A 26,927-nucleotide genomic window follows, 5' to 3' on the forward strand; every position below is an offset into this window, starting at 1 on the left:
GTTATGAATCATAATAAACACAAAAAAGGCTGGATTTTTTTATTCTTATGTCCGCCATTAATCTTACTGGGAGTTACATGGATTGTCATGTCTCTTTGGAATTGTCTGCTTCCTGATATTTTAGGAGTGAAATCGATTACTTATTGGCAGGCAATGGGAATTTTGATCTTAAGTAAAATCCTTTTCGGAGGTTTCCATTTTGGAAAAGGAATGAGAGATTTTAAAGAGAAAAAAATGATGCGAGAAAGAATGATGAGTTTATCTCCTGAAGAAAGAGAAAAATTCAAAGAAGTTTGGAAAGACAGATGCTCAGGCGGATTCTTTAACCGAAATAACAGAACAAACGAATAGTAAAAAATTTTAGAAGTAGTAAAGTAAAATTGAAACTTATTCGTCTATATAAAAAACAAGAAGTAGTAAAATTTAAAATTTTGAAAAAATGAAAAATTCAGTATTAAAAGGAGCTCTGGGAGCATTAGCCGTTGTAGGTGTAGCGTTAGTCGCTAAAAAAATGGCAGACAGAAAAAGATTTGTAAAAGGTATTTTTAACGAATACGGAATAAAGGAAAGATCTCCATTCGGTCTTGCAGACAAGATCAGAGAAATGGACGAAGAACAATATCAGGAACTGAAAGGGAAATTCAAAAAAGAATTCGCTTCAAGATGCCACCACAGAAGATTTGAAAGAAAAGAAGACATTGCGGAAGCATAATAATAGAAAGTAACTAAATTGAAATTGTTTAATTTCGGCGCGGGAAGCTCTGCTTCCCGCGCCGAAATATTTTCATATAATCATATGAAGCGAAGCGCCGAAACAATCTTAATATAAATTATAAACCTGCATTTTATTACTCATTACCTATTATTTATTACTTATGTTTTTTGAAGCTATTTCCCGCTTTTCGTTACAATCTTTTTTTTCAAAAAAGGATTTTCTCTGCAATCGGGGCTAGGGAGGTAGTCAAAAATACAAATATTCGTCAAGAAAACTGGTGGCTTCGAGAGCCTCAGCCACCAGTTTTCCAGAGCTTTTCTCAATCTCTCAACCGTCAACTATATTATTGCATCGTAACTTTACCCTCTCACTTTGTGGTTGAGGTTCTCGAAGCCACCAATCTAAACTTCCAACCTTCGCTGAGTGAAACGCCTTTGCGAACGAAAAATATCCACAATCATTTCAAAAAAAATCTTTGCGACCTTCGCGTTAAAAAAAGATATTGCTGTTACTTTTCAATGACAAAAATCCTACAAAATTGAAGACAAAAAGAAAATAAAATTCCTTATTTTTGCATAGCTATACATGAAAGATTACTACTATTTTCTCGGTATTTCACAGGATGCTTCAGAAGAAGACATCAAAAAAGTGTATAGAAAACTCTCCATAAAATATCATCCGGATAAAAATGATAACGACGATTTCTTTTCGGATCGTTTTCGTGAAATTCAGGAAGCTTATGAAACGTTGAGCGATAAAAGTAGGAGATCTGCGTATGACCAGAATTTAGAAAGTCATCAGAAAAGTTTCAGATATAATATTCCGCCAGCAATTAAGACTTTTACAGCGAATAAAATTCATGCGAAAAAAGGAGAGGAGATTATTATTAACTGGCAGACAAGTAATGCTGATGTCGTGAAAATTCTACCTTTTGGATTAGAAAAACCTTATGGAGAAAGGATTTTTAAAATAACTGAATTCAAAGATGGTAAATTTCAGCTTTTGCTTCATGTAACAAATTCGCTTTTACATAAAACTGTAGTTCAGGCCATCACGATCACAGAAGTTTTTGAAAATGATGCTGAAAAATTCAGAGATAAAACGGAAGACTTATTCAAGTCGCAGCCAAGAACGCTCATGAATCCACATGGTCAGCCCAAGATTATAAGGATAATCGGAGCGATAATAGTGTTGGCAGTTGCCATCTATTTTTTAATAAAAAGCTTTAGCTAAACTAAGCTATTTTCTTCCTTCCAGGGCACTTTTTACATCTTTTTCCTTTCTTGAATTTTTTGCAACAAGATTTCTTTTCGCAAAACATATCTTCATTATTGAAAGCAAATGCTGGAGTTAAAGCCGGAACTTTAAACGGGATAATCATATTCATGTTGCAAATATATTAATTTAGAATAAATATAGATAATAAATTTTCATAAATTATATAAGTACTGATTAATAACAGTTTATCCCGTTTAAAATGCCAGATTTAATCTAGAAACTCAGCGCTATCGATGACTGAATTCGCCATGCTTCGGCTTTTTGGTCCTGAAAATTCCTTACCCTTCCATAATTTCCTTCAACACCCATTCTCAGTTTTTTTAGAGGTTGAAAAACCAGATTAAGTCCAATATTCTGAAAGTTCTTCGCTAGATCTTTTGGAACAAAATCTTTATTACCAACTTTTGAATAACTTACATAAGCTACCGAAGACCATTCCGGATTCCACCAATGTTCGTACATCCCGACAACATTAAAAAGTGGGAGAGTTTCCAATAAATTCCTGTTTGCAGGATTAGGCACCGCATCATATTTTTCACCATTCAAATCACTGTTATTGGTTGCGTATCCGCTTCCATAAGAAGTTTGAAATCTGAAACTGTTCAGGTCATTAATATAGCGTCTTGCCGATATAATGGCACCCCAGCCAATCATGGTTTTGGTTTGATACGCGTCATCTAAGGAGTATTTTATATCATAACTTATAGGAGAAATAAGTGCTCCCATTTTTACATAATCTTTCTCGTCTCCATAGCGGTACATTGCCGTAAAAGTGGGAATAACTGCTCTCTTTTTCCAGTTTAAAGAATCGATTGGTAGTGATATACTTGGAGTATTCGGATCTTCCAATGAGAAGGATAGGTTTTCTTTTGGCGAAATTTTGGTAGAATAACGAACCTGCATTCTTCGATTGAATAATAATCCGTCAGGGCCGATAAAATCAAAAATATTAGGGAAAATGTCAGGGTCGGAAAAGTTGCTCCATGTTTGTCCGGCAATCCATTTTTTCCATTTGATGTAGCCTTGTCGGAATCTTGGAGCGGTTGTTCCGTTGGGACCATAAAGGTCAATTTCTACATAAGCAGAAAAATTATCATCACCTTTAGGATTTCTTTGTTTAATTCCCAATCCGATTTGTGATTGTTTTACACTGAAATTACTGCTTGCAATGTTACGTTGAGGAACTGTGATAGACTGCGCTGCAAAACCTTCTATCGATTTCATATCCTGAAAATCTACAGTGTAATCTGTCTGAACAAAGCCTTTGAGGTATAATTCCCATTCGTTTTGATCTTCGGCTTTACTTTTTGTAAGTGTGATTTGCGCATGAGTTTTGATGTTGAATATTAAGATAATACTCAATGAGGCCGTAAGCCTTTTTGTTGTTTTTTTCATTTGTTTGTGTTTAAAAGCTGTCTTATTTACTTATGTTTTCATCTTTATTTAATTTTAATTGGTTACTATTTTTTAGAATAAATTTTTCACATCTTTTTGGTTTGTTTAAAATAATTTCAATTGAATTAACTATTGCTTTTTTATTTTGTATTTATTTGATTAGTAATATTTTAAATGATAAAAAACGAAACTACGAAATTAATTTTTAAAGGGTATTGTTTAAAATATCTGCCAATTACTCAAATATTAAGTAAATATTTTTTAGATATTAATAATTGTTTTTAAAAATTAATATTGAATTATTAATAATTTAAAATAAAATCCATAAGAATGATAGATGAAAACTAAATTGAATTTTAATCAAAAAAATATCCGAAAGTCATTAGTTTTAAAAATGATAGAGATCAATCTTTGCTATTTCAATAATTTTAGAGTGTTGTGCAATCCTGTAAAAAATTGTAATTTTACCCATCTTTTTACAAACAAAATCTAATATAAAAAATGAATACAGAACAGTTTGTGAGCCGTCACATTTCCTTAAATGAAGCCGATAAAGAGGCGATGTTGGAAAGAGTTGGCGTTTCAAGTATCGAAGAGTTAATTTCTCAAACCATCCCTTCTTCTATCCGTTTAGAAAAAGATCTTGAAATCTCAGAACCGCTTTCAGAGTATGAAATGCTTATCCATTCTAAGGAATTGGCATCGAAGAATACTGATTATACAAGCTATATTGGTTTTGGATATCACAATACATTGTTGCCATCGGCTATTCAAAGGAATATTTTTGAAAATCCGAGCTGGTACACAGCTTACACACCTTATCAGGCGGAGATCGCTCAGGGTAGATTGGAGGCTTTGCTGAACTATCAGACTGTTGTATGCGATCTTACAGGTTTTGCATTAGCAAATGCTTCATTATTAGATGAATCTACGGCGGCTGCAGAAGCAATGCACATGTTCTTTAATAACAGAACAAAAGATCAGAAGAAAGGAGGTGCCAACAAATTCTTCGTTTCCGACCTTGTTTTACCTCAAACAGTTTCAGTTTTAAAAACTAAAGCTAAAGGATTGGCAATCGAGATCGTTGAAGGTGACCACAGAACGCACCAGTTTGACGAATCTTATTACGGAGTTTTATTACAATATCCAGGTAAAAATGGTGTTGTTCTAGATTACACAGAAAACATCGTTGAATACAAAAAATTAGACTTACAGGTTGTTGTTGCTTGTGATCCGATGGCTTTGGTTAAACTAAAATCACCTGCTTCTATGGGAGCTGACTGTGCGGTTGGTACTTCACAGAGATTTGGTATTCCATTAGGGTACGGAGGGCCTCACGCAGCATTTTTCTCTTGTAAGGAAGATTATAAAAGAGATATTCCGGGAAGAATTATCGGGGTTTCTCAGGATATGTACGGAAAACGTGCATTGAGAATGGCTTTACAAACAAGAGAGCAACATATTAAAAGAGAAAGAGCAACTTCAAACATCTGTACTGCTCAGGTTCTTTTAGCTGTAATGGCTGGAATGTACGCTGTTTATCACGGTCCAAAAGGATTAAATTATATCGCTGATCAGATTCACTTTAAAGCAAATGCTTTGAAAAACGGTCTTAAAGCTTTAGGATATGAAGCAGTTGAAGAGCCAATTTTCGATACTGTAAAAATCTTGTTGAATGAAGATGAGAAAGGAAGGTTAATGAGAATGATGCTTGATCACAGACTTAACTTAAACTATTTCACAGAAGGCGTTGTAAGTGTTGCGATCAACGAAAGTACTACATTGGACAAATTAAATGTTCTAATGGCTTCTTTCGCTCAATTTAAAGATAAGCAGACTTTCAAATTAGAAATAAAAGAAGGATACAGCATTCCTGAGGAGAATTTAAGAAAAGACGAAATTCTTACAGAAAGCGTATTCAACAAATACCATACTGAAACGGAATTGATGCGTTACATCAAACGTTTAGAAAGAAAAGATTTATCATTAACACATTCAATGATTTCTCTTGGTTCATGTACAATGAAATTGAACGCTGCTACTCAAATGTTACCACTTTCTTGGGATAACTGGGGAGCTGTTCACCCATTTGTACCGGTAGACCAAGCTGGAGGTTATCAGGAAATGATCAGAGAATTGGAGAAAGATTTAGCTGAAATCACTGGTTTCGCAGGAACTTCTCTTCAGCCAAACTCTGGAGCTCAGGGTGAATATGCTGGATTAATGGTAATCAGAGAATATCACATTTCAAGAGGTGAAGGTCACAGAAATGTTGTATTGATTCCTCAGTCTGCACACGGAACAAACCCGGCTTCTGCAGCAATGGCAGGAATGAAGATTGTTGTTGTTAAAAATCTTGAAAGCGGAGAAATTGATTTCGAAGACTTAAAAGCTAAAACAGAACAGCATTCTGAAAATCTTTCTTGTGTAATGATCACTTATCCGTCAACTTACGGATTCTTTGACGCAAACATTAAAGAAATTACAAGCTTGATTCACCAACATGGCGGACAAGTATATATGGATGGTGCCAACATGAACGCTCAGGTTGGATTCACAAGTCCTGGAAACATCGGAGCAGACGTTTGTCACTTAAATCTTCACAAAACTTTCGCTATTCCTCACGGAGGTGGAGGTCCTGGAGTTGGTCCGATCTGTGTTGCTAAACACTTGGTTCCATTCTTGCCTACCAACGCAAACATCAGAATCGGAGCTAAAGATGCTATTGAAGGGATTTCTGCAGCGCCTTACGGTTCTGGTTTGATCTTAAATATTTCTTACGCTTACATTAAGATGTTAGGAACTTCAGGATTGAAAAAAGCGACTGAACATGCAATCTTAAATGCTAATTATTTAAAAGAAATTTTAGCTGAACATTTCCCTATTTTATATTCAAATACTGAAGGTAGAGTAGCGCACGAGTGTATCGTAGATTTCAGACAGTTCAAAACGTTAGGAATTGAAGTGGCTGATGTTGCGAAAAGATTGATGGATTATGGTTTCCATGCTCCAACAGTTTCTTTCCCGGTTGCAGGAACATTAATGATTGAGCCTACAGAATCTGAAAGCAAGTCTGAAATCGACCGTTTTGCAGAGGCTTTAATCGCTATCAAACATGAGATCGATGAGATAGCTAACGGTGAAGCTGATCAAGCTAACAACGTATTGAAAAACGCTCCTCACACTGAACAATTGGTTATCTCTGATTCTTGGGATAAACCATACAGCAGAGAAAAGGCAGCATATCCGCTAGAGTGGGTGAGAGATCACAAATTCTTTGCTTCTGTTTCAAGAGTTGATGAAGCCTACGGAGATAGAAACTTAGTTTGTACTTGTGAGCCGATTGAAGCTTATATGTAATTAAGTTTTTCTAGATATAAATATAAATTCCTCTCAATTTTGAGAGGAATTTTGTTTTTTTCAGTGTTTAGATTTAGAGAAAATTACAATTCATTTACATATCGGATAATCTCTTCCAATACTTCAATATTAATGTCTTTCAACGTTTTAAACTTAATACAATATCCAGTTACACTTGCTTTTCCTAGCTTTTTTCCATAGGTTTCAGCTAAAAATTTCTTATCCTCAATGCCAAAAATATAAACAGAAATTCCCGTTGTATTTGCGTTGAAACCAATTTTATAAAACTCTTTTGTTGTTCCATCTTTATATTTTATCGTGTGAAGTCCGTATCCTATATTAGGATTGGAAACAACTTTGCCTTCATTATCTTTACCGTCTAGGAACCATAATTTGCATTCAGTTATTGTTTGCTTGATGAGATTATCCAATATCTGCATTTCACTGCGTTTTGGTTCGAATTGGCTGGCGATGTATTGGTTGATTTTTTCTTCTGTGTTCATGACAATTTTAAGACTATGTATTTTTTTCTAATGATTAAATAATAGTAATAAAAAGGTTATTATAATTATTTTTCAATTAGATATAACTCTGTTAATTTATCTAAAATTAATGATGTTGTATCTTTACGTTCTACAGCTTTCCTATCATTAAAATCAATATTCAATTCTTCACTTTCTATAAAGTTTGCTGACTCTTTAAATATATGTAAGGTTGTCGAATCATCTTTTAAAACATCTAAAATTTGTTGACATTGCTTTTGCATACGCCCCTTATCCTTTAAATTAGGTGATATTGTTTTTGTAATTAAGAACCTAAAAACCATTAATATTTGATATCTAAATCTTTTGGATTTTGGAAATAATTTATTTTCCTCAAGTAATTTATCTAAGAAAAAGTATGTTAATGAACTTATATAATAAGGAAAATAGTCATGATCTGAATTGAAAATATCTACACCTAGTTTTTCTACTAATTTACCATAATTACCAGCTACATTATGAGGATTATTTAAAAACATTGCAGAAAGAGATTTTATTTGACTCTCTCTATTGACAACTTTGTATAATGGAATGTCATCAGAATTTTTATACTGATTTGTTCTGCGCTCATAATATAATTTTAAATTATTTTTTGCCAGAGCATTGTAATAATCTTCTAAGTTTCTTTGAAAATCGGATAACGCTTCGAGCTCCACGGCATTTACTGCCGTTTGATTATTTGTAGCTCTTGTAATTTGGCTTTTAATATTTTGATCACTAGTTACAATAATTTTAACTGGGATATGCATTGCTTCAATTCCATCAATATTTCTATTTTCATAAAGAACATTACTTGTTTGACATCCATTTACAATTTGATAGTTCGATAGAGTTATTGTTTCCCCGGGTCCCGTGATCTCTTCAGCAACAATTGTTACACCATTGTTTAAAATACAAAATTGTTCTAGATTACCCTTTTGAAGAGTATTTGAGATATCTTTATTTACGGGATTACTGTCTTGTTCTAGATAATCTCTAATATTATCATCAAAAACGGATTTCATTTTTCCAGATTCATCAATAATTATTTTTTTAAATTCAGAAAATGGTAATAATCCTGAATATGCTACTGTAATTTCACTAATTGTTGGTATATTAACCTTTCTTTCAAATTTTATTGTAGCTTCAACAGGCTCTTTAGTTCTTCTATATAAATTTTGTAAAGCCTTTGAATCTATAGGGTAAATTTCTACAGAATTAAATAAATCTAAGTTTTCAATCTCTTTTTTATTATTATTTATAACACTAATTAAATTGGGATCAGCTTGCCATTTACCATTAGTGCAAAAGTATAATTTACAGATTGGACTTCTGTCTTTCATGTATTTCAAATTCGATGAATGGTAAATGAATTCACGCATTTCAATTGCATTTTTCATTTCGTCAGTAGTGAATAAATTAGCTTCTTCGCTGAAAAAATTTTTAGTCCATCTGCAAAAGTTTTCTAAATGATTGTTACTGAATGAATTGGAGGTTTTTGATTGAATAAATATAAATGTTACGGTTAACATTCTATTCATTTCCATTATCTGTTTAACTTCGCTAACATTTTGACATAATTTATTATTAATAATAATTCCTATACCATCTATGCCTTGTGTAGAATTTCCAGTACTTATTAATTTGTCATCAAATGATATAGAGTCGTATTCTTTATTTATTACACAAAAATTACAAAAATATTCAAATTTTTGACTTTCGGTAAGTTTTGAATATCCTTTTCTGTCAACAAAATCGTTTAGAAATCCTGTTGTAATTAAATCCATTGTTTTTTATATTTATGCAAGTTAAGATTATTAGGATGCTTAATTTTGAATAATTTCTAAATTCAAAACTATATTTTGATAAAAATAATGAATTTCTATTCAAAAACAATTTTTGATTTAATCCTAATAATTTTTTTTATTAAAGGGATTATTTACTACGTTGTTTAATTTAGATTTTTCTTCTTCCAACCTCTCAATCAACCTCCCTTTCGCCACCGTAAAAGCATAATCCTTCGCCTCCGCAAAAGAAACCTCATATTTCCTATCAATCTTCCTCAAATCCTCAGGAAACTTCGACAATAGATTATCATAAAAACTGTCCAAAAATTCCTTAGAAGGCATTTCATAATTAATTTTCAATTGAAAACGTCGTAAAATAGCAGTATCAATGATTTCGGGATGGTTGGTGGCGCAAAGTAAAAGCGCATTTTCAGGATAATAATCAATCAACTGAATCAAAGTATTCACAAGCCTTCTCATTTCGCCCACATCTTTATCGTCGCTGCCTCTGGCTTTTCCAATCTGATCCAATTCATCAAGAAAAAGAACAGATCTTTCGCGACCCGCTTTGTCGAATATCATTTTAATATTCTGAGAAGTTTCTCCAATTCGGGACGAAACAATATTGCTGAGGTTTAAGATCATGATATTTTTCCCCAGCGCATTGGCAATGGCTTTTGCAGTCATTGTTTTTCCACAACCTGAACTTCCCTGAAGCAGAACTTTATTATTAACAGGAAGTCCATATTCCTGAAGTTCTTTGATGTAGGTATGTTCCTTGATGAGCTGGGCAAACTGTTCCTTATTAGATTGATCAAGGAATACGTCATTAAGCGTTATTTCTTCTTTGTCCTGAATAATAAGGTCGTACAGATTCATGATAGCAGATGATTTTTTATAAATTCTCTGCAAAGATAAAACTTTCAGTTGTGGGAAAAAGAAAAGCCGAACATTACGCTCGGCTTGACTAAAAAAATATAATTAAAAATTTTGTTGCGTTGAAATAGGTTTTCGCTTTATGTTTTGTCTGCTCTTTTACTCGGGTTGAGTAAAAGAGCGCGCAATCTGAAATGCTCAGATCAAAAACATAAATAACCAATGTATAAAAGTTTTCTAGAGGCTATATCTCTTTAGAAAGCTTTAATTAGTTTTTCTCTTCTCTTCTTGCTGTTACGAAATAAGAAGCGAATACTATTAAACATGTTGCGATTCCGATGTAAGTTACCATTTTTTGTTTTATTTATAATTAATTAGAGTTTTATTGCTTATTTTTCAATTGCAATATTACTACTTTCAAACTGTATGCCAAAACAAATAATACTGATGTTTATCAGTGAGTTATGGTGTGTTATTCTTAATTTTTGTTACATATTTGTTTACATTAATTTAATATATTATAAAAGATTTTTGCCTATATTTATTGTCTTATTCGTAAAATTTTATTAATCTGATAATTGTTTTGCATCTTGTATTTAAGAGTTGATAATACAAAACAAAAGAAATGGTGTGCATAATATTGTCCTAATTAAACTTCAAAGACGTTAATTTTTTACACAAAAAGAATTTTCATGTTAAGTAGATTTATTATTTATTCTAAAAAGTGTGAATTTTGTAGGTGAATTTTTGTCAGTTTCTGTGCATAAAATGACAGTGACAATTCTACCGAAAAAAGAACTGTCAATTTTTGCTACTTTTGTATATCAAGTTTAAAAAATTATGGGACGCAGTTATATATATCTTATTTTGGCAATTGTTTTTGAAATTATTGCAACAACTTTTCTGAAAAAATCTGAGGAATTTTCAAAATTGCTTCCTTCGATAGTTACGGTAATAGGGTATTCGGCGGCGTTTTATTTTTTAAGCCTGACGCTTCGTCAAATACCGGTTGGGATCACGTATGCAATCTGGTCGGGCGTTGGGATCATATTTATTACGATCATTGGTATTGTAGCTTTTAAACAGGTTCCTGATCTCCCTGCCATCATCGGAATTGCACTGATTGTGATTGGAGTGATAATTATTAATATTTTCTCGAAAATGGGCACACATTAAATTTATTCATCAATATAGTTTTCTTAATGATTTAAATAATTAATCTTAACTATGCTTAACTCCTTAAATTATTCTTAATGGTTAAAAAAGGAAATTCTTTTTCCAAATACATGAAAATTGAACCATTAAGAATAATTTAAGGAGTTAAGAAGATTAAGTTTAGCCTAGAGTTATAGAAAGTGATGTCTTAGATGTTCCCATCTTTCACCTGTTCAATCAATTCCAGTCTTTTACAATACTTTCTTTTGGTAAAATAGTTCCCGGCGATAGAACAGCATTAGCTCCAATCCTCGAATCATCCCCAACCAACGCTCCGAATTTTTGAGTATTGGTTTTAATAATTTCAGAATTAAAGATCACAGAAATCGTTTTATCTTTTCTTTCATTATAATGATTGGCGCAGATAGATCCCGCTTCAAAATTGATACGGTTTCCGATGATGCTGTTACCAATATAATTAAAATGAGCAACGGCTGTATCGTTAAAAATAATACTTTGTTTGATCTCGCTTCCGGGCCCGATTTTCACATTTTCTGCAATATAAATCGGACCTCTTAAATAAGCATTAGCGCCAACGAAAGAATTCCTGCCAATAATGATTTTTCCTTTAAAAATTACATTCTGCTCAATGACAGCGGTTTTATGAATGGCAGTTTCTCCTGAGATTATAAAATCATCATCCAAATGAGTAAATTTTTCAACTAAAATTGTTTCCAGATTGTCAATAATTTCCCATGGTTGAAGGCTTTCGTCGGAATTAAAATCTGAGAAATTTTCAATAAAATTGGTAATGCTGATCATTTGTATAGGTGTTATTTAAAATTGAATACTAAAAACAAATTTAAATAATCCTTTGAAAAATGAAGTACTAAGTGTTTAATTTTTATTATCTCAAAAAATCTTTGATAACTTTAAAAAAATTAAAATTATTTCTTTCTAGGCTTTCCAAAAGGATTATAAGAAACTCCGACATTGAAATAAAAGGAAGGTTTTGGTTTGGCTTCAAAAATATAATCTTTGAAAGATTCTTCTTTATCAAATATTCTGGCATTTGGTACTGCCCGTATGCCTGTTTTAAAGGTTCCGATAAAGTTTGAACCTAAATTATGTTCATAAATTACTCCGGAATTAATCGCCAATTGTCTGAATTCATACGTTTTATTGGCTTGATAAAGATAAAATGACGTATTACTGATTTCCGAACCTAAAGAAATACGTCCGTTTGAAAAGACATCTTTTCTTAGCAGAAGTTTTTGAGGTAAAATAATATCGGCAACCCAGCCATTGTCGAATTTATGTTCATAAGTGAAAATTGGGATTACAGGAACCTGCGTGCTCGGATCGATCATAACAGCTAAACCTACAGTCATTTTTGTTTTGGCATTGGCTTTTAAGACGATATTTCCGGTCACCATTCCTCGGATTCTTTCAAAATGCTGATCGCTTCCATCTACCGAAGCTGTCGCGGAGTAAATGGCAATTTTATTGAATAACTTTGAAAAATAAGTAAAATTTAAAGCTTCCGAATGATAATGAAAATCTGCTTTATTACTGTTTTCATTGGAGAATAATGAGCTTGGATTCTCAGTTTCAACAGAAGTATAACGATAATTTAAAGCCGTGCTTAACATCCATTTTCTGTTCTTAATGAAATAAATATTGGCATTCGCATTTATTTGACTAAAATTTTTAACCTTGTTGTCAGGCAAGTCGGCTCCCTGAAATGCTGAAGAATAATTATAAGGTGTAACTTGAGTGTATTCAATATTCAGATCACGTGCTTGCGGAAATTTATCCGTAACAAAAGCAACCACTTTTTGTGGAATGCTATCTCTTTTTTGTGCAGAAACAATATTTTTAAAAGGAAAAAAGGCGAGTGGAACCAATGCTTTTCTAAAGTTGTTCATTGTTATTTTATTTTTTTAATTGTTGATTGAAAGAAGTTGAATAAGAATATTTTGTCATAAAATATTTCAATGCTATTTTCGATGATGAAATCTGTGTAAAGATGGGTGTTGGTATTCATTTCTTCTTCCACAAAAACAAACCATATTTCCTGCAATTGCCATTGTCTTTTAAATGATTCGTAGGCGTTGAGGTCAAATATTGAAGAATGCTTCAGATCATAAAATAAAATTCCTTTTTTAATGCCATTTTCCTCTATAATATTAATAGGATGATGGATGTAATTAATAATTTTTATTTCCGAATTGTAACACTCCATAAAATGATGAAGGTCAATAAGCTGAATTACTTTTTCTTCTTTTTGAGAATCTGTCATAAAAAAACATTCTAATGTAATTTGTTCTGTGAGTTCCTGAAAAACGGTCAATTCCATAAGCGAATAAATTATACAGGAGCAAAGGAATGGAGAATTCAGTTCGGAATTCGGGATTTTATACCAAAGCCTTTACATTTTATACCAAATCCGGGGCGTTGAAATTTTGTATAATAAAATAGCGTGTTGGTATAATATTATACTGTTTACTTCCGTTATTACTTATTTTTGTTTTGAATAAAATGATCAAATTAATATGAGATACAAATCAAGTGCGTTAAATGATACGCCCGTTATAGATTTTCTTGTAAAAGATCGGTATCGGTTTTGGCGACATTTTGTATTTATGCTGCTTTTTTTTGTCTTATTGTATTTTGCTAGGTTTTGGCAGATGTATACGGGAATTAGCCAATATTATGTTTTAAGTATTGTTTATATTTCATTATTAATCATGGCTTATATTAATATGTACGTATTAGTTCCTATGTTTTTCTTTAGAACTCGATATGTACTGTATTTTATATTATTAGTAGCGTTGGGTATAGCTGGATTGAACTTTATTTCAGTGATCATGAGTAATTTTGAAGAATATAAAATAGAAGAGTATCGTCCAAAAAAAGGCGGTCTCTATGAAGGTGTAATGATGTGTATTCCTATTATATTGGTAACAACTACGGTTAAGTTACTCCAAAAATGGATAAAAGATAATGAAAGAATTACTGAATTAAGCAATCTTACTTTAAATATGGAACTAAATGAGCTTCGAAATCAGATCAATCCTCATTTTCTATTTAATATGCTTAATAATGTGAAAGCGTTAATCAGAACCGATCCTGAAAAAGCATCAACCGTTATCATCAAACTATCAGAATTTCTAAGGTATCAATTGTATGAAAACAGCGAGGAAAAGACATTATTAATCTCCGAAATCGACTTTCTATCTAATTTCCTTAACCTTGAGAAAATAAGAAGAGAAAATTTTTCTGTGGAGATTAATAGTGAAACGGATAAAAGAATGTTGAATAGTACATTTATTCCACCCAATTTGTTCACCACTTTTGTTGAAAATGCAGTGAAACACAGCGTTGAAATTGATGATAAAGATTCTTATGTGAAGATCAAAATTGAAGTAGAAAACAAGAAATTATATTTTATCTGTACAAATTCTCAAAACCCAAATTATTCTATTTCGGATAAAAATTATGGAGGTTTGGGATTGGCAAATATCAAAAGGCGCCTGGAACTTTTATATCAGGATCAATACAGTTTAAACATCGTTTCTACAGAAAAAGAATATATCGTAAACTTAATAATTCCCGTATGAATTGCATTATAATTGATGATGAACCGTTGGCAAGAGCAGAAATGCAGTCACTAATTAATGAAGTTTCTCAACTTGAAATTCTCGGAAAATTCTCTAATGCACCCGCAGCAATCGAGTTTTTAAAAACGAATGAAGTAGACCTTATTTTTCTTGATATAGAAATGCCTTTGGTAACGGGATTGGAGTTCGCAGAAATGCTTCCAAAACAAACCTTAATCATTTTCACAACAGCGTATTCTCAATATGCCTTGAAAAGTTATGAGCTGGAAGCGGTAGATTATTTGCTTAAACCCATCGACAAACAAAGGTTAGAAAAAGCCATTGAAAAAGCTGTTCTATACAAGGAACTTTTATCCAGAGATACGGTAAAAAATACGGTAGAATCTAATACAACAGATTTTTTGTTCATTAAAGCGGACAGAAGATATTATAAAATTAATTTTTCAGAGATTAAATTTATTGAAGGGTTAAAAGATTACGTGGTCATTCATACTCAATCCCAAAAGCTGATCACAGCAATGAATTTGAAAACAATTCACCAGAAAATCTCAGAGGATATTTTTTTGAGAGTGAGTAAATCATATGTTGTCAATATCAATTTTATCGACTCGTTTGATAATCACAATATCTATATTAATGATGCCGAAATTCCTTTGGGAGAAGTGTACAGATCAGCTTTTTTCACAAGATATTCTGGTGGATCTCTAAACTTGGATGGTAATTAAATAGGTGATTAATAAGCTTCCAGTCTTGAACTTTTGGTCCGTTTGCTTCAAGGCAAAAGGACATATTAAAAAAAAGAGAAGTAGATTTTGTTGAAATTTTCAAAAATTATTTTTTTTGTCCCACAAACCTAATCACAGAACCTGTTCCATTATGAAAAACGCCTTCATTAAGCTCAATTTCAGTTTCTAATAATTCAATAATATCATAATTTGGGAAATCAGATTTAATTTCATCGATAGAAAATAATGAACCAATATCTTTAGGGCCACCAATTTTTTCATTTTTCAAGACTAGTTCAAGATGATTTTTACTGAAAGCTTCAAAAATAATAAAACCACCTTTTCGAAGATATTTGTCTAATATTTTATGAATTGATGATTTAATATCAGCCGGAAAATGGGCATAAATAAGAGCAATTGCGTCAAACTGTTCTTCCTGAAAATCCAATGTCTGCAATTCTCCAACCTGATAATCAATCTTTACGTTGTTGATTTCTGCAAGCTGTAATGCTTTATTTTTTCCTTCAGAACTGATGTCAAAAGCAGAAACATTCCATCCAAGTTGAGCTGCAAAAATGGCATTTCTTCCTTCACCTTCAGCCGGAAAAAGAATGGAGCCCGGATTTATTTTTTGTAATTGATCTTTTAAATAGTTATTAGGCTTGGTTCCGTACGCAAATTCATCATTGCTGTATCTTTCGTCCCATCTGTCGAGCCATGTGTTGTTGGTCATTGTATTGTTTTTAAGTTATATAAAAGTAAGATATTTCCTTCTTCTTAAAAACATGATTTTTAATACAATTTCTGATCTTTCTCACAGTAAAAACTGCTTCTTTTTCCAAGTCCCGTATTTTTCTGGATGAGTTTTTGTCCACAAATTGGACACGCATTTTTGCTGTAAACCTGCCAATGTTTTTTCAGAACAGACTGACTTTTCCATTTTAAGAAATCAAAACTGTAATTTCTGGCTTCGGCAATGAGTTCTTTTACTTTTTTAGGAGGTAAATTTCCAACTAAACTTTCGGGCTGAACTCCAATTCTGAACAAAGCTTCATTCTTAATAATATTTCCGACACCTGAGAAGATATCCTGATCCATCAAAGCATCGCAAACCATCATTTTAGGATTTGACTCTAATTTTTCTTCCGCTGTTTTAGTGTTCCAGTCATCGCTCATAACGTCAGCTTCCCAATCTATTTTTGATAAAAATTCGAGATCAACCAATTTTACGTTGCAGGTATAAAAGTACATTCCGCCAGTTTTGAATTGTAATCCTAAACGTAAATTTTTCTCAGATTGCAAATGTTCATCAACAATATAAGATCCGAACATCAATAAATGAATTCTAACAGCAAATTCATCAAAAACAAGATATGTCTGTTTTCCAAAAGTTTTGATTTCTCTTAAAATTTCACCCTTCAAAGGTTCTTTTTCAAAGTTGGCATCTCCGAATACATCAATAACTTTTTTACCTGCAAATTTTTGCAGATCTTCTTTCATTAGTAGGATTGTTGGACCTTCTGGCATACGCTGATTTATGCTTTCATAAATTGCAATTAGTTTGCCATGATTTTAATTTTAAATTGAATTTTGGTTTAAAATTTTCACTTATGCAAATCATTAAACATTTCAACATATTTTTCTTTAAATAGCTTTTCGGCATTTTCAGGAAAACGAAATCCATCCGGTCCCACATAGATTTGTGTTGTTTTTGTGTCTTTATCAATTAATCTTATTTGATTGTATTTTGTAAGCCAAACATCAAAATGTTCAACAAGTTTTGAAGCTTCACCCAATAATTCTGGAGGCAAAAAATGTCCGTTGTTGATTAACAGATCTCTGATGTGCTGATTAGATTTAAAAATAATTTCATCTTCATAATAAGAATCATATTCAGGAATTTTGGAATATTTATTTTGAAAGCCAAGTCCCAATCGATTCAAATGAATGTAAACTTGTCCCAATAATTCTACGGTATTTTTTCTCCATTCAAAATGGGAATTATCCTTACTCGATAATTGTTCAAATTCTCTTTTGAGAACTGCATTCTGCCTTTCTGTTCTTTTGTGAAAAAAGTATGCAATGGCTGATGTAAATAAAGCAATCACGATCGAATTGCTTATTATTTGTTTTAATAATTCTGACATGACGAGTTTTTTTGAGTTGGTTGTTAGCAATCACTAAGTTAGATTGAAAAGAAGAAAAATTTTCAGGTATTTTTACGGAAAATCATTGACTTTGAAAATGAGGTTTTTTAGAAAAAATCATCTTATTAGTTCATTAAAATTAAAATTTGAAGTAATTTTGAAAAATGATGAACTTGAATCAGATTTTTACGAATCAGCGCACAGGAAATAATCCACATACCAAAGCTTCACGAACAGATTTTCAGAGAGATTTCGACAGAATTATCTTTTCTTCGGCGTTTAGAAGACTGCAGAATAAAACGCAGGTTTTTCCGCTTCCGGGAAGTGTTTTTGTACACAACCGTCTGACGCATTCTTTGGAAGTTTCGTCTGTGGGAAGAAGTTTAGGAAGTGTTATCGGAGAATTTATTCACGATAATTATCAAAGTGATCTGACGGAAGATTCTAAAAGTTTTTATCTTCACAATTTAGGAAATGTAATTGCGGCAGCTTGCCTTTGTCATGATGTTGGAAACCCTGCGTTCGGACATTCGGGAGAAGATGCTATTGCAAGTTATTTTGATCGAAATGAAAATGATCTTAAACCTAAATTCAACGAAAAAGAATGGGCTGATCTGGTTAATTTTGAAGGAAATGCCAATGCAATAAGGGTTTTAGCTCAACAACAACAGGGAAAAGATGCGGGAGGAACTCAGTTAACGTTTGCTACGTTGGCGAGTATCGCTAAATATCCGTGTGAAGCGATTGCAAGAGATAAGAAAATTATTCACAGAAAGAAATTCGGTTTTTTTCAAAATGAAAAGGATATTTTTCTTGAAATTGCAAAAGGAACAAATTTAATCTCAGAAAGCGAAGAACCTCATATTTTCAAGCGACACCCGTTTGTTTGGCTGGTGGAAGCTGCGGATGATATCTGTTACAATATTATCGATATGGAAGATGCTCACAGATTGGGTATCGTTTCAACTGCGGACTGTCAAAACCTGTTTTTTGAGTTAGTAAAATCAGAAACCGATGATGTAGACAGAGTCAAAAGAAAGCTTGATTCTATTGGAAATGACAACGAAAAAATTTCATATTTACGAGCGAAAGTTATTAATGCTTTAATTAATAAGTCGATTTCAATGTATAAACAGAACTTTGATAAAATTCTTGAAGGAAATCTTGACAAAGCTCTGCTTGATATGTATAAAGGTGAAAATAAAGCATTACAGGATATTGCAAGCTTTTCTGTTGAGAAAATTTACAACCATAAAGCGGTTGTTGAAATTGAAAACGCCGGCTATAATGTAATGTATGAATTGTTGGATCATTTCATTCCGTCAATTTTAAAATCAGAAGAAAAAATTAAATCCTACGACATAAAAGCGTTGAAATTAATCCCAAAACAATTCATCTACGAAAACGGAACTGATTACCAAAAAGTTCTCGGTGTGATCGATTTTGTTTCGGGAATGACAGATAATTATGCCACTGATCTTTACAGAAAAATCAAAGGAATTGACATTGGAATGACCATGTAATCAATTCTATTTATTCAATATTTTAGAAGCATCTTCAATTAATGATTCCATTAATGTTGATGCTTTTTTATGTTTTAAAATTGGAGCGATTTGTCCTGACCAAAAGAAAACCAATTCGTGTTTCTTTTGTTCCAGCGCTGCTTTTCTCATGGATGAAATGAAAGTCGTCTGCAAAGGAAACGGTAAGGTTTGATCTGTTGCAGTTAAGAGTTTTCTTGTGATTTCTGTTGTAATTCCGCGTCCTAATCTTCCGGTGTACGCTCTGGAAAGGGTAGTGGATTTTGCAGCATTTGAAAAGAGAAATTCTTTGTGAATTGGCAATGCTCCGGATTCTTCGGTTGCTAAAAATGCAGTTCCGATTTGTGCGGCTTCTGCTCCTAAAGTCATTGCTGCAGCGATTCCGCGACCGTTGGCGATTCCGCCAGCAGCTACGATTGGAGTTTTCACTTTATCTCTAACCAATTGAATCAAAGCAAAAGTTCCCGTCGTTGAAAGCTCGGCTTTATCCAAAAAAGATGGTCTGTGACCGCCACTTTCAAAACCTGATGCGACAATCACGTCTACACCAGTGTTTTCCAAGGCGATGGCTTCGTCTAACGTTGTGGCATTTCCTACAACGATCGTTCCCTGATTTTTTAATCTTTCAATAATATCAGGATTTAAAAGTCCAAACATAAAGCTGAAAACTTTAGGTTTAATATCAAAAACAACCTGCAGCTGATTCTGAAATCTCGACTCAAAAGAGGGTGGAAGCGCAGGAACCTCAATATTTAAGCTGTCATAATAAGGCTTGAAAAGTTCAACCGTCTTTTTATATTGATTTTCAGTATGTTCCTGATCAATAATATCATGATCGTTTACCCAAAGATTGAGGTTGTAAGGCTTGTCTGTCTTTAATTTTATCTGTTTATCAATTTCGTAAATTTCTTCGGGAGACGATGTATAAGCTCCGAAACCGCCCAATCCACCGAGATTGCTAACTGTAGAGGTCAATTCGACCGTTGATAATCCGCCACCAAAAGGTCCCTGAAAAATTGGATATTCTATGCCCAATAAATCTGTTATTCTGTTTTTATTCCACATGATTTTGATGATTTTGGTTTAAAATTTAAAATTAAAGTTCTACATCAGTTAATGTTTTATTGACAATGAGCCATTTACCATCAATTTTATGGAAAGTTATAAAATTATAGTAATTAAAATCATACATTTTTACATTTAATTTTGCTGTAGCAATCGTGTTTATCACATCAATAGAGATGATTGTCGGCTTAAAATCTTTACCCGATTTTTGGGGACTTACTCTGCTTCCGACACCTTCAATATATTGTGTGGCGGTTTTGTAGTAAGGAACTCCTTTTATATCTCCGAAAAGCAGGGCATCTTTATGAAAAACCTGTTTCAGAAGCTCGGTATTTCCTTCATAGATTCCTTTAAAATAATATTGCTCGATGGCATTTCTTATTTCTGTTTGTTGTACTGTGTCTGTTTTCATGATCTTGATTTTTTGAGCAAAGCTGTTTACCGGAAAGATAAACAGCCATGCAAATAATAGTAGAACTTTCATTTTTACAAATTATGACCTGCGCCCATTCCTCCATCTACATTAATGATGGCGCCTGAGATAAATATATTTTTAGCAATCGCATGAACCATTTGAGCGACTTCTTGTGATTCTCCAATACGGTTGATTAAATGAATTCCCGCATTGTTGTCGATACTTTCATCGTGCATCGGTGTTCTGATCAACCCTGGTGCAACGACATTTACTCTGATATTGTCTTTTCCGAATTCTGCTGCCAGTTGCAATGTCAAAGCGTGAATTGCTCCTTTGCTTGAAATTGGTGCCGTTGACGGAGATTGTGCGATCGCATGATACACAAGTGGAGTTCCGATATTGATAATAACTCCATCTTTTTGTTTCTGCATTTGAGGAATTACGGATTGTGTGGTGAAGAATGTTCCTTTTAAATTGGTATTTAAAAATCTGTCTAAATAATCTTCCGTAACTTCTAAAAACGGTTTGTTCTCGTAAATTCCTGCATTATTAACCAGCACATCAATTAAACCGAATTTTTCAATCGCTGTTTTTGCTAATTTTTCTCCAACGGCTTTATCTGCAACGCTTCCTGCAACCATCGCAAGGTTTTCGCCTGCTCCTAATTCGTTGTAAACCTGTTGTAATTTCGATTCTGTTTGTGAATTAATTATCACATTATCACCTCTGTCAAGAAAGTAACGGGCAATTTCTAAGCCGATTCCTGATGACGCACCTGTAACGATTACTGTTTGTTTTTTCATGTCTGATTTATTGTTTTTCAGTTGAAAATCCTTGTTCTTTCAGGACAGTAACCTGTTCTCCGGCGTAACCCCAGTTGTCGTCTTCGATTTCATTGATCACGATGTGCGTCAAATGTGGATCTTTATTTAAAACTGTTGTTACAGCTTTACTTATTTCTCTGATTAATTGTTGTTTTTTTTCGCGATTAAGATCTTCGCGCAAAACATCTACTTTTATGAATGGCATGATATTAAATTTTTAAATGTTAAGTTTAATTTGAACTATTATTTTAACCGCAAAAGAGACAAAAGCTATTTGAACATTTAACCTTTATTTAATTATTAGAAAACAAAGTTTACAAAAGAAAAAATCAAATATTTTTTTAAACTTATGTGTTCTTTTTTTGCTGTTGTTAATGAGCTTAAGATAACTTATGTGTTAATCTTTTGTGGCTTTTGTGGTTGAAATAAGAATTGAAACAAATTTGTTGTTAATAAATTATTGTACGTCTGCGACTAAGTGAACATTTAGGTCAAAATTGTTGTAGATCAAAGTATCTCCAAGATTGCTGAAGAAATTTGATGATCTGAATTTGATGTTGAATTTTGTTCTGTCGATGACAATTTTAGTGTCTAAAACTGCAACGTTGTCTGTCTTCACGATCTGTAAAGTCGTTTCCAAAGAATGTGTAATTCCTTTGATGGTAAGATCTCCGGTTACGTGGTAAAAATTGTTTTCACCCGGTTCTGCGTGTTTGATCTCGAAAACTGCATCAGGAAACTGATCTGAGTTAAAGAAATCATCAGAAGCCAAATGATTGGCGAATTGTGCGTTTGTTTCAGAATCATCGATGTCAAGAATTTTAATTGATCTTATGTTGATGACAAATTTTCCTGAAGAAAGGATGTTGTTTTCAAAATTGAAATTTCCTTCTTTTACTTCGATTGTTCCGTTGTGAGCTCCGGTTACTTTTCTTCCGATCCATTCAACTAAACTGTTTTCGCTGTTTACTTTAAAATTTTTTGTATCCATTTTGATTTGTTTTAAATGATCATACAAATGTCAGCCGATTGAAGGAAAAAGTTACGTGATGTAGATCACGAAATATGGGAAAGTTTTAGAGCTGGAAGATGGGTGCTGGAAGTTAGAAGTTAGAAATTGTAGGATGGAAGATATTGATGTTTTAAAGATTTAGATTAAATTTTTAAAACAGATTTGCGTTTAATAATCAGAAATTACCACTCCAATGGTAGCTTCCAACACCCATCTTCCAACTTCCCACCATTTCTACTGATGAAGCCTGCTTAAAGTCTCTCTCGTAACTCCCAAATACGCAGCAATCAAATGTTTAGGAACTAAATTGTACAATTGAGGATAAAATGATAAAAGCTCTTCATACCTGAATTTCGCATCATTATTCATAAAGGAAAGAAGACGTTTTTGGGCTGCAACGTAGCCTTTATTCGTTCGCCACCTGAAAAAATGCTCAACTTCATGAATTTCTTTACAGATTTTTTCCCTGTCTTCATTAGAAATTGATAAAATACTTGCGTTGGTGATGCAGTCAACATTGATAGCTGCTCGGTTTTTGCTGTAAAGGGCGTCAAAATCTGTTACCCACCAGTTCGGCATGGCAAACTGCAGGATAAACATTTTCATACTGTCATTAAGGTAGAATGCTTTCAGGCAACCGTCGAGAACGAAATATTCGTGATCTACAAAATCTCCTTCCGTGATCAGCATTTGTCCTTTTTTTAATTTGATTATATTAAAATGTGAAAAAACATATTCAAACTGTTCAAAAGTAAGAGTCGTAAATTTTGAAATGTGTTCCTTTAATATTTCTCGAGCATCAACCATAATGGGTAATTAATATTCAAAAGTAAGTTTTTTATTAAAATATTTTCTCAAGAGTCTGAAAAATAATTTATGTTTTAAATCAAGTGAAAAGTGTTTTGGTTTTCAATGTATTAAATATGATTATTTTACCTATTTTTGAAAATATGGACTTTAAAAAATAAAACTATGATATATTTAGGTATTTTGGTCTTTTTCGGACTTATTACATTGTTTGCCTCTTTTTTCACTGTAAAGCAGGAATCTGCGGCAGTTGTAGAAAGATTAGGTAAATTTTTAAAAGTCAGTCACGCTGGTCTGCATTTGAAAATTCCGTTTTTGGATCAGATCTCTAAACGCTTGAATCTTAGAATTCAACAACTTGATGTTATCATTGATACCAAAACTTTGGATAATGTTTTCATTAAAATGAAAGTTTCCGTACAGTATCAGGTGATCAGAGAAAATGTAAAAGATGCATATTATCGTTTAGAAAATCCTGAAAATCAAATTACATCTTATGTTTTTGATGTTGTACGTGCAGAAGTTCCAAAAACGAAATTAGATGATGTTTTCGTAAGAAAAGATGATATTGCGGTTGCTGTAAAAAGTGAATTGCAGGAAGCAATGCAAAGTTATGGCTATGATATTATTAAAGCTTTGGTAACCGATATTGATCCGGATGAGCAGGTAAAACATGCCATGAACAGAATCAACGCTGCAGAACGTGAAAAAACTGCTGCAGAATACGAATCTGAAGCGCAAAGAATACGAATTGTTGCCGTTGCAAAAGCTGAGGCAGAATCTAAAAAACTTCAGGGACAGGGGATTGCAGATCAAAGAAGAGAGATTGCAAAAGGTCTTGAAGAGTCTGTAAAAATGCTGAATGCTGCAGGAATCAATGCACAAGAAGCTTCGGCATTAATTGTGGTGACACAGCATTATGATACTTTACATTCCATTGGAGCAAATAACAGAAGTAATTTGGTGTTATTGCCTAATTCGCCACAAGCAGCAAGCTCTATGCTGAATGAATTGGTTGTTTCTATGGCTGCAACGCAGAAAATGGATGAAGTTAATAAAGCGCAATTACCCGAACCTCCGAGAAATCATGAGCATTAAGATAGTTTGATGAAAATGTAAATCCCTTTCAATGCATATTGAAAGGGATTTTTTTTATTTCTTAGTTTTAGAAACTTCTTTCACTAAGGTATACTTGATTGAAGAACCATCCATCGGTGGATTTTCAATTTTTTCTGTTTTTACTTTTAAGACATATTCATATCCCGGTTCGTAGGTGAATCCGTTAATATTACTGTAAAAGTTGGTCCAGGCTCCTGATTGAGTTTCTTTTACCTGAAGACATTTCATAGGAGCAACTCCTGTACAATCTACAGTTTGTGGCCCGACGATAAATGTTTTTTCGTCTCCACCGGAAGCATTCGCTGCTGTTGTGCATTGCGTGATCGCAAATAAAGCTGCCGTTGCAATTGTTCCTTTTAAAATTGTTGTAATACTTTTCATAAGTCTGATTTAACTCGTAGGCGACAATTTCTGTGCCGAAATTTACAATATAGTCGTTGTTCTACTCTTGTTTTTTACTTTTTAATTAATTAATTTGAACGCCTTAATTTTAACCAAATAATACAAATATTAAAATATAAATAATGGATAATCAAATTCAAATTGAAAATTATAAGATTCAAAAACCTGAATCGTGGGCGGGAAATGTAGAAGATCAGGAGTTGATCAATAGAATAAAAGACTCTGATTTTGCTAAAAAACAAATTGAAGAAGGGAGAGATTATTGTTACTTTTTAGATAAAAAATATTATACAAGTAATACTGAAAATAGTGAATATGTCTGCATGGCTTATACCTTAAATGAGCCTGCTAATCTGGAAAGAGCATCCGTCACCGATATTGTGGTCGAAGAAAATGAAGTGTATAATATTCATCGAATCAGTGTTTTAAGAGAAGGTGTTTTGATAGATAAACTTCCTGATACTAAAATTAAAGTGCTGGACAGTGAAAATCAAAGCAGTGGAGGAGTTCTGAGCAGTAATAAGAAGATCAATATTACCATCAAAGATTTAAGATTGTACGATGTTTTAATTCTTGAAGATTCTCGTATAAAACCCTTTACAGATCGTGATTTTTTAAGAAAAGACTTCTCAAAATATGTTTGGGTAAGTCCTGACAATTATTGGGCTTATGGAAATTTTAAATTCACCTTCATTAATGATAGAGATGAGCAGATAGCCTACAAAAAAACGTTTTTCAGAGATGAAAAAGGTGATGTTTTACAACCTGAAATTAATTATTTAAAGAAAGGAGAAAAATTTATCATTGAAGAAGAGAATTACATCAATCCTGTTGATGCAGGCAGAGAAATTTTTCCTTTTGTAGATTTTGCAACAGATAAAAATTGGACAGAACTTTCTAATTATTTTGCTCCGATTTATGAGGAAATTTTTAATAAATCTTCCTTAAAAGACTTTGCTCCGAATTTGGTTGAAAAACTTGATGCAATCATTGATCAGGATGAAAAGCTTCAGTTTGCGATCGAATATGTTCAAAATAATATCTATTACATTTTCAATGCAGATGAGATGAATGGTCACAAGCCTCAGGAGCCTTCTGTAACCTTTGAAAATAAACAGGGAGACTGTAAGGCAAAATGTGTTTTACTGAAAGTTATTCTGGATTATATTGGTGTTGATTCTTCGGTTGTTTTGGTGAATTTTCATACAGATTATTACATTAAATATTATCTTCCGTCGTTGCTTTCGTTCAATCATGTTGTGGTGAAAATCAATTATAAAGGAGAAGAATATTTTGTGGATGCGACGATTCGTGATGAATTCGGATTGATTGAAAATAGAGGATTCATCTATTTTATGCACTATCTTGAAGCAAAACCCAATCAAAATTTGAGCACAAGAAAAGCTTACAAATATCCTTACTATTGTGTTGATGAAAAGGTTGAATTTAATGCTCAAAATACAACAGGTATATTAAAATTAACCACCACTTACAAAGGAAATCGCGCCAATGCGATGAGACGATATTTTAAAAATACTAATAAAAGAGAGGTTGTCGACAGCTGGAATAATTTCCTGTTTTATAGCTTGAATTATTCTAGTGACAGAAACGGAACCGACCTTAGAGATATCTTTAAGGATGCCTTAATAGACATTGTAAGTGACGATAAAAAGCTGAATGAGTTTAAAATTCATTATCACGCCAAGATTGAAAATCCATATTATGTTGATCATCAGAAAAACCGTTTCTTAATGTATTTTGACAGAAACCTTGTGAAGGCAAGCGCAAGAGATTTCATGCATAAAGATCTTCCTTTCTGGCATAATTTCGACAGTGAAAAGTATGAAATAAGTCTTTACACAGATCAAAAAATAGATACTGAAGAAAAATATACTGTTCAGGAAAGTACAATCAATAATCCATATTTTGATTTTACGAGCCGTAAAAAAATAACTAAAAACGGTGCTACAGTTAATATCGAATACAAACCTTTAGTTAATCTTGAAATTCCACAGAATGACTTTGAAACATTCAGGACAGATCATCATACGGTGGCTGATAGTAATTTTGGATTGGGAATCGATATTATTGAACCGGGGTTAATGAATATGCTTAAATTTAGCTTTAAAAAGAGGTTTAAATAGTTTAGAATTAAGAATT

At 32.7% G+C, this 26,927-nt stretch carries 27 protein-coding genes; 10 read left to right on the top strand and 17 right to left on the bottom strand.

Annotation, left to right across the window (positions count from 1 at the left end; genetic code table 11):
* Nucleotides 1–3 precede the first annotated feature (3 nt).
* The 3 genes from A0O34_RS17385 to A0O34_RS17395 all read left to right on the top strand — a co-directional run bounded on the left by A0O34_RS17385 (nt 4) and on the right by A0O34_RS17395 (nt 1,948).
* The gene (locus A0O34_RS17385) at nt 4–351 is read left to right on the top strand and encodes a hypothetical protein (protein ID WP_066757441.1); all 348 of its coding nucleotides are present in this window, start codon (nt 4–6) and stop codon (nt 349–351) included.
* A gap of 88 nt (nt 352–439) precedes the next feature.
* The gene (locus A0O34_RS17390) at nt 440–712 is read left to right on the top strand and encodes a hypothetical protein (RefSeq protein WP_066757442.1); all 273 of its coding nucleotides are present in this window, start codon (nt 440–442) and stop codon (nt 710–712) included.
* A gap of 588 nt (nt 713–1,300) precedes the next feature.
* On the top strand, nt 1,301–1,948 hold the full coding sequence (locus A0O34_RS17395) for a DnaJ domain-containing protein (RefSeq protein WP_066757443.1): 648 nt from the start codon (nt 1,301–1,303) through the stop codon (nt 1,946–1,948).
* A gap of 258 nt (nt 1,949–2,206) precedes the next feature.
* Here the strand turns inward: A0O34_RS17395 and A0O34_RS17400 are convergent, their stop codons facing one another.
* Nucleotides 2,207–3,388: a DcaP family trimeric outer membrane transporter gene (locus A0O34_RS17400; RefSeq protein WP_066757445.1), complete on the bottom strand. Its 1,182-nt coding sequence runs from the start codon at nt 3,386–3,388 to the stop codon at nt 2,207–2,209.
* A 501-nt stretch (nt 3,389–3,889) separates the two neighbouring features.
* Between A0O34_RS17400 and gcvP the strand changes: the two genes are divergently transcribed.
* A complete protein-coding gene (gene gcvP / locus A0O34_RS17405; protein ID WP_066757446.1) occupies nt 3,890–6,748 on the top strand; it encodes an aminomethyl-transferring glycine dehydrogenase in 2,859 nt (952 codons plus the stop codon).
* 83 nt (nt 6,749–6,831) lie between these two features.
* Here the strand turns inward: gcvP and A0O34_RS17410 are convergent, their stop codons facing one another.
* The 3 genes from A0O34_RS17410 to A0O34_RS17420 all read right to left on the bottom strand — a co-directional run bounded on the left by A0O34_RS17410 (nt 6,832) and on the right by A0O34_RS17420 (nt 9,935).
* Entirely contained in the window at nt 6,832–7,251 is a 420-nt protein-coding gene (locus tag A0O34_RS17410) for a DUF1801 domain-containing protein (protein ID WP_066757448.1), read from the bottom strand.
* A 65-nt stretch (nt 7,252–7,316) separates the two neighbouring features.
* The gene (locus A0O34_RS17415; RefSeq protein WP_066757449.1) at nt 7,317–9,056 is read right to left on the bottom strand and encodes an AIPR family protein; all 1,740 of its coding nucleotides are present in this window, start codon (nt 9,054–9,056) and stop codon (nt 7,317–7,319) included.
* A gap of 123 nt (nt 9,057–9,179) precedes the next feature.
* Nucleotides 9,180–9,935, bottom strand: a complete 756-nt coding sequence (locus A0O34_RS17420; RefSeq protein ID WP_066757451.1) for an AAA family ATPase — start codon at nt 9,933–9,935, stop codon at nt 9,180–9,182.
* Between the two features lie 837 nt (nt 9,936–10,772).
* Here A0O34_RS17420 and A0O34_RS17425 point away from each other — a divergent pair.
* On the top strand, nt 10,773–11,108 hold the full coding sequence (locus A0O34_RS17425) for a DMT family transporter (protein ID WP_066757452.1): 336 nt from the start codon (nt 10,773–10,775) through the stop codon (nt 11,106–11,108).
* 216 nt (nt 11,109–11,324) lie between these two features.
* Here A0O34_RS17425 and A0O34_RS17430 read toward each other — a convergent pair whose 3' ends face one another.
* The 3 genes from A0O34_RS17430 to A0O34_RS17440 all read right to left on the bottom strand — a co-directional run bounded on the left by A0O34_RS17430 (nt 11,325) and on the right by A0O34_RS17440 (nt 13,446).
* Nucleotides 11,325–11,909: a DapH/DapD/GlmU-related protein gene (locus A0O34_RS17430; protein ID WP_228394308.1), complete on the bottom strand. Its 585-nt coding sequence runs from the start codon at nt 11,907–11,909 to the stop codon at nt 11,325–11,327.
* 125 nt (nt 11,910–12,034) lie between these two features.
* Nucleotides 12,035–13,015 carry a hypothetical protein gene (locus A0O34_RS17435; RefSeq protein WP_066757458.1) on the bottom strand — a complete coding sequence of 327 codons (981 nt, stop codon included), beginning with the start codon at nt 13,013–13,015 and terminating at the stop codon, nt 12,035–12,037.
* Nucleotides 13,016–13,017: 2 nt separating this feature from the next.
* The gene (locus tag A0O34_RS17440) at nt 13,018–13,446 is read right to left on the bottom strand and encodes a hypothetical protein (protein ID WP_066757461.1); all 429 of its coding nucleotides are present in this window, start codon (nt 13,444–13,446) and stop codon (nt 13,018–13,020) included.
* A 331-nt stretch (nt 13,447–13,777) separates the two neighbouring features.
* On the opposite strand from A0O34_RS17440, the gene A0O34_RS17445 reads away from it, so the two are divergent.
* Both A0O34_RS17445 and A0O34_RS17450 read left to right on the top strand, forming a co-directional pair.
* Nucleotides 13,778–14,710, top strand: a complete 933-nt coding sequence (locus tag A0O34_RS17445) for a sensor histidine kinase (RefSeq protein ID WP_228394309.1) — start codon at nt 13,778–13,780, stop codon at nt 14,708–14,710.
* Entirely contained in the window at nt 14,707–15,435 is a 729-nt protein-coding gene (locus A0O34_RS17450; protein WP_066757467.1) for a LytR/AlgR family response regulator transcription factor, read from the top strand. Before A0O34_RS17445 ends, A0O34_RS17450 begins: the two co-directional genes overlap by 4 nt.
* Nucleotides 15,436–15,541: 106 nt before the next feature.
* On the opposite strand, the gene A0O34_RS17455 is transcribed toward A0O34_RS17450, so the two are convergent.
* From A0O34_RS17455 to A0O34_RS17465, 3 genes are all read right to left on the bottom strand, one after another.
* Nucleotides 15,542–16,168 (bottom strand): class I SAM-dependent methyltransferase, encoded by a 627-nt coding sequence (locus A0O34_RS17455; protein ID WP_066757471.1) that lies wholly within the window; start codon nt 16,166–16,168, stop codon nt 15,542–15,544.
* A gap of 59 nt (nt 16,169–16,227) precedes the next feature.
* Nucleotides 16,228–16,962 (bottom strand): DNA-formamidopyrimidine glycosylase family protein, encoded by a 735-nt coding sequence (locus A0O34_RS17460; RefSeq protein ID WP_066757476.1) that lies wholly within the window; start codon nt 16,960–16,962, stop codon nt 16,228–16,230.
* Nucleotides 16,963–17,039: 77 nt separating this feature from the next.
* Nucleotides 17,040–17,582, bottom strand: a complete 543-nt coding sequence (locus A0O34_RS17465) for a hypothetical protein (RefSeq protein ID WP_066757478.1) — start codon at nt 17,580–17,582, stop codon at nt 17,040–17,042.
* Between the two features lie 167 nt (nt 17,583–17,749).
* On the opposite strand from A0O34_RS17465, the gene A0O34_RS17470 reads away from it, so the two are divergent.
* A complete protein-coding gene (locus A0O34_RS17470) occupies nt 17,750–19,105 on the top strand; it encodes a deoxyguanosinetriphosphate triphosphohydrolase (protein WP_066757480.1) in 1,356 nt (451 codons plus the stop codon).
* 6 nt (nt 19,106–19,111) lie between these two features.
* On the opposite strand, the gene A0O34_RS17475 is transcribed toward A0O34_RS17470, so the two are convergent.
* From A0O34_RS17475 to A0O34_RS17500, 6 genes are all read right to left on the bottom strand, one after another.
* Nucleotides 19,112–20,188: an NAD(P)H-dependent flavin oxidoreductase gene (locus A0O34_RS17475; protein ID WP_066757483.1), complete on the bottom strand. Its 1,077-nt coding sequence runs from the start codon at nt 20,186–20,188 to the stop codon at nt 19,112–19,114.
* A gap of 31 nt (nt 20,189–20,219) precedes the next feature.
* Complete coding sequence (locus tag A0O34_RS17480; RefSeq protein ID WP_066757486.1) at nt 20,220–20,672, bottom strand: nuclear transport factor 2 family protein; 453 nt, start codon at nt 20,670–20,672, stop codon at nt 20,220–20,222.
* A gap of 2 nt (nt 20,673–20,674) precedes the next feature.
* The gene (locus A0O34_RS17485) at nt 20,675–21,406 is read right to left on the bottom strand and encodes an SDR family NAD(P)-dependent oxidoreductase (RefSeq protein WP_066757490.1); all 732 of its coding nucleotides are present in this window, start codon (nt 21,404–21,406) and stop codon (nt 20,675–20,677) included.
* Between the two features lie 7 nt (nt 21,407–21,413).
* On the bottom strand, nt 21,414–21,632 hold the full coding sequence (locus tag A0O34_RS17490) for a tautomerase family protein (RefSeq protein ID WP_066757493.1): 219 nt from the start codon (nt 21,630–21,632) through the stop codon (nt 21,414–21,416).
* A gap of 252 nt (nt 21,633–21,884) precedes the next feature.
* The gene (locus A0O34_RS17495; RefSeq protein WP_066757496.1) at nt 21,885–22,418 is read right to left on the bottom strand and encodes a YceI family protein; all 534 of its coding nucleotides are present in this window, start codon (nt 22,416–22,418) and stop codon (nt 21,885–21,887) included.
* Between the two features lie 255 nt (nt 22,419–22,673).
* Nucleotides 22,674–23,246, bottom strand: coding sequence for a Crp/Fnr family transcriptional regulator (locus A0O34_RS17500; RefSeq protein ID WP_066757499.1), 573 nt, complete (start codon nt 23,244–23,246; stop codon nt 22,674–22,676).
* A 165-nt stretch (nt 23,247–23,411) separates the two neighbouring features.
* On the opposite strand from A0O34_RS17500, the gene A0O34_RS17505 reads away from it, so the two are divergent.
* Nucleotides 23,412–24,344, top strand: coding sequence for an SPFH domain-containing protein (locus A0O34_RS17505; protein ID WP_066757502.1), 933 nt, complete (start codon nt 23,412–23,414; stop codon nt 24,342–24,344).
* A gap of 54 nt (nt 24,345–24,398) precedes the next feature.
* Here A0O34_RS17505 and A0O34_RS17510 read toward each other — a convergent pair whose 3' ends face one another.
* The gene (locus tag A0O34_RS17510; RefSeq protein WP_066757505.1) at nt 24,399–24,746 is read right to left on the bottom strand and encodes a DUF4377 domain-containing protein; all 348 of its coding nucleotides are present in this window, start codon (nt 24,744–24,746) and stop codon (nt 24,399–24,401) included.
* A 143-nt stretch (nt 24,747–24,889) separates the two neighbouring features.
* Between A0O34_RS17510 and A0O34_RS17515 the strand changes: the two genes are divergently transcribed.
* Nucleotides 24,890–26,911, top strand: a complete 2,022-nt coding sequence (locus A0O34_RS17515; protein WP_066757509.1) for a DUF3857 domain-containing protein — start codon at nt 24,890–24,892, stop codon at nt 26,909–26,911.
* Nucleotides 26,912–26,927: the final 16 nt, after the last annotated feature.

The organism is Chryseobacterium glaciei (assembly GCF_001648155.1).
Lineage (GTDB): Bacteria > Bacteroidota > Bacteroidia > Flavobacteriales > Weeksellaceae > Chryseobacterium > Chryseobacterium glaciei.

What these genes read in the sequence shown, in the direction of transcription:
- A0O34_RS17400 (WP_066757445.1), bottom strand. Translation starts at nt 3,388, where the DNA reads ATGAAAAAAACAACAAAAAGGCTTACGGCCTCATTGAGTATTATCTTA.
- gcvP (WP_066757446.1), top strand. Translation starts at nt 3,890, where the DNA reads ATGAATACAGAACAGTTTGTGAGCCGTCACATTTCCTTAAATGAAGCC.
- A0O34_RS17445 (WP_228394309.1), top strand. Translation starts at nt 13,778, where the DNA reads ATGTATACGGGAATTAGCCAATATTATGTTTTAAGTATTGTTTATATT.
- A0O34_RS17455 (WP_066757471.1), bottom strand. Translation starts at nt 16,168, where the DNA reads ATGACCAACAACACATGGCTCGACAGATGGGACGAAAGATACAGCAAT.
- A0O34_RS17465 (WP_066757478.1), bottom strand. Translation starts at nt 17,582, where the DNA reads ATGTCAGAATTATTAAAACAAATAATAAGCAATTCGATCGTGATTGCT.
- A0O34_RS17430 (WP_228394308.1), bottom strand. Translation starts at nt 11,909, where the DNA reads ATGATCAGCATTACCAATTTTATTGAAAATTTCTCAGATTTTAATTCC.
- A0O34_RS17510 (WP_066757505.1), bottom strand. Translation starts at nt 24,746, where the DNA reads ATGAAAAGTATTACAACAATTTTAAAAGGAACAATTGCAACGGCAGCT.
- A0O34_RS17410 (WP_066757448.1), bottom strand. Translation starts at nt 7,251, where the DNA reads ATGAACACAGAAGAAAAAATCAACCAATACATCGCCAGCCAATTCGAA.
- A0O34_RS17440 (WP_066757461.1), bottom strand. Translation starts at nt 13,446, where the DNA reads ATGGAATTGACCGTTTTTCAGGAACTCACAGAACAAATTACATTAGAA.
- A0O34_RS17460 (WP_066757476.1), bottom strand. Translation starts at nt 16,962, where the DNA reads ATGCCAGAAGGTCCAACAATCCTACTAATGAAAGAAGATCTGCAAAAA.
- A0O34_RS17395 (WP_066757443.1), top strand. Translation starts at nt 1,301, where the DNA reads ATGAAAGATTACTACTATTTTCTCGGTATTTCACAGGATGCTTCAGAA.
- A0O34_RS17420 (WP_066757451.1), bottom strand. Translation starts at nt 9,935, where the DNA reads ATGAATCTGTACGACCTTATTATTCAGGACAAAGAAGAAATAACGCTT.
- A0O34_RS17470 (WP_066757480.1), top strand. Translation starts at nt 17,750, where the DNA reads ATGAACTTGAATCAGATTTTTACGAATCAGCGCACAGGAAATAATCCA.
- A0O34_RS17390 (WP_066757442.1), top strand. Translation starts at nt 440, where the DNA reads ATGAAAAATTCAGTATTAAAAGGAGCTCTGGGAGCATTAGCCGTTGTA.
- A0O34_RS17515 (WP_066757509.1), top strand. Translation starts at nt 24,890, where the DNA reads ATGGATAATCAAATTCAAATTGAAAATTATAAGATTCAAAAACCTGAA.
- A0O34_RS17495 (WP_066757496.1), bottom strand. Translation starts at nt 22,418, where the DNA reads ATGGATACAAAAAATTTTAAAGTAAACAGCGAAAACAGTTTAGTTGAA.
- A0O34_RS17475 (WP_066757483.1), bottom strand. Translation starts at nt 20,188, where the DNA reads ATGTGGAATAAAAACAGAATAACAGATTTATTGGGCATAGAATATCCA.
- A0O34_RS17505 (WP_066757502.1), top strand. Translation starts at nt 23,412, where the DNA reads ATGATATATTTAGGTATTTTGGTCTTTTTCGGACTTATTACATTGTTT.
- A0O34_RS17435 (WP_066757458.1), bottom strand. Translation starts at nt 13,015, where the DNA reads ATGAACAACTTTAGAAAAGCATTGGTTCCACTCGCCTTTTTTCCTTTT.
- A0O34_RS17480 (WP_066757486.1), bottom strand. Translation starts at nt 20,672, where the DNA reads ATGAAAGTTCTACTATTATTTGCATGGCTGTTTATCTTTCCGGTAAAC.
- A0O34_RS17485 (WP_066757490.1), bottom strand. Translation starts at nt 21,406, where the DNA reads ATGAAAAAACAAACAGTAATCGTTACAGGTGCGTCATCAGGAATCGGC.
- A0O34_RS17450 (WP_066757467.1), top strand. Translation starts at nt 14,707, where the DNA reads ATGAATTGCATTATAATTGATGATGAACCGTTGGCAAGAGCAGAAATG.
- A0O34_RS17415 (WP_066757449.1), bottom strand. Translation starts at nt 9,056, where the DNA reads ATGGATTTAATTACAACAGGATTTCTAAACGATTTTGTTGACAGAAAA.
- A0O34_RS17500 (WP_066757499.1), bottom strand. Translation starts at nt 23,246, where the DNA reads ATGGTTGATGCTCGAGAAATATTAAAGGAACACATTTCAAAATTTACG.
- A0O34_RS17490 (WP_066757493.1), bottom strand. Translation starts at nt 21,632, where the DNA reads ATGCCATTCATAAAAGTAGATGTTTTGCGCGAAGATCTTAATCGCGAA.
- A0O34_RS17385 (WP_066757441.1), top strand. Translation starts at nt 4, where the DNA reads ATGAATCATAATAAACACAAAAAAGGCTGGATTTTTTTATTCTTATGT.
- A0O34_RS17425 (WP_066757452.1), top strand. Translation starts at nt 10,773, where the DNA reads ATGGGACGCAGTTATATATATCTTATTTTGGCAATTGTTTTTGAAATT.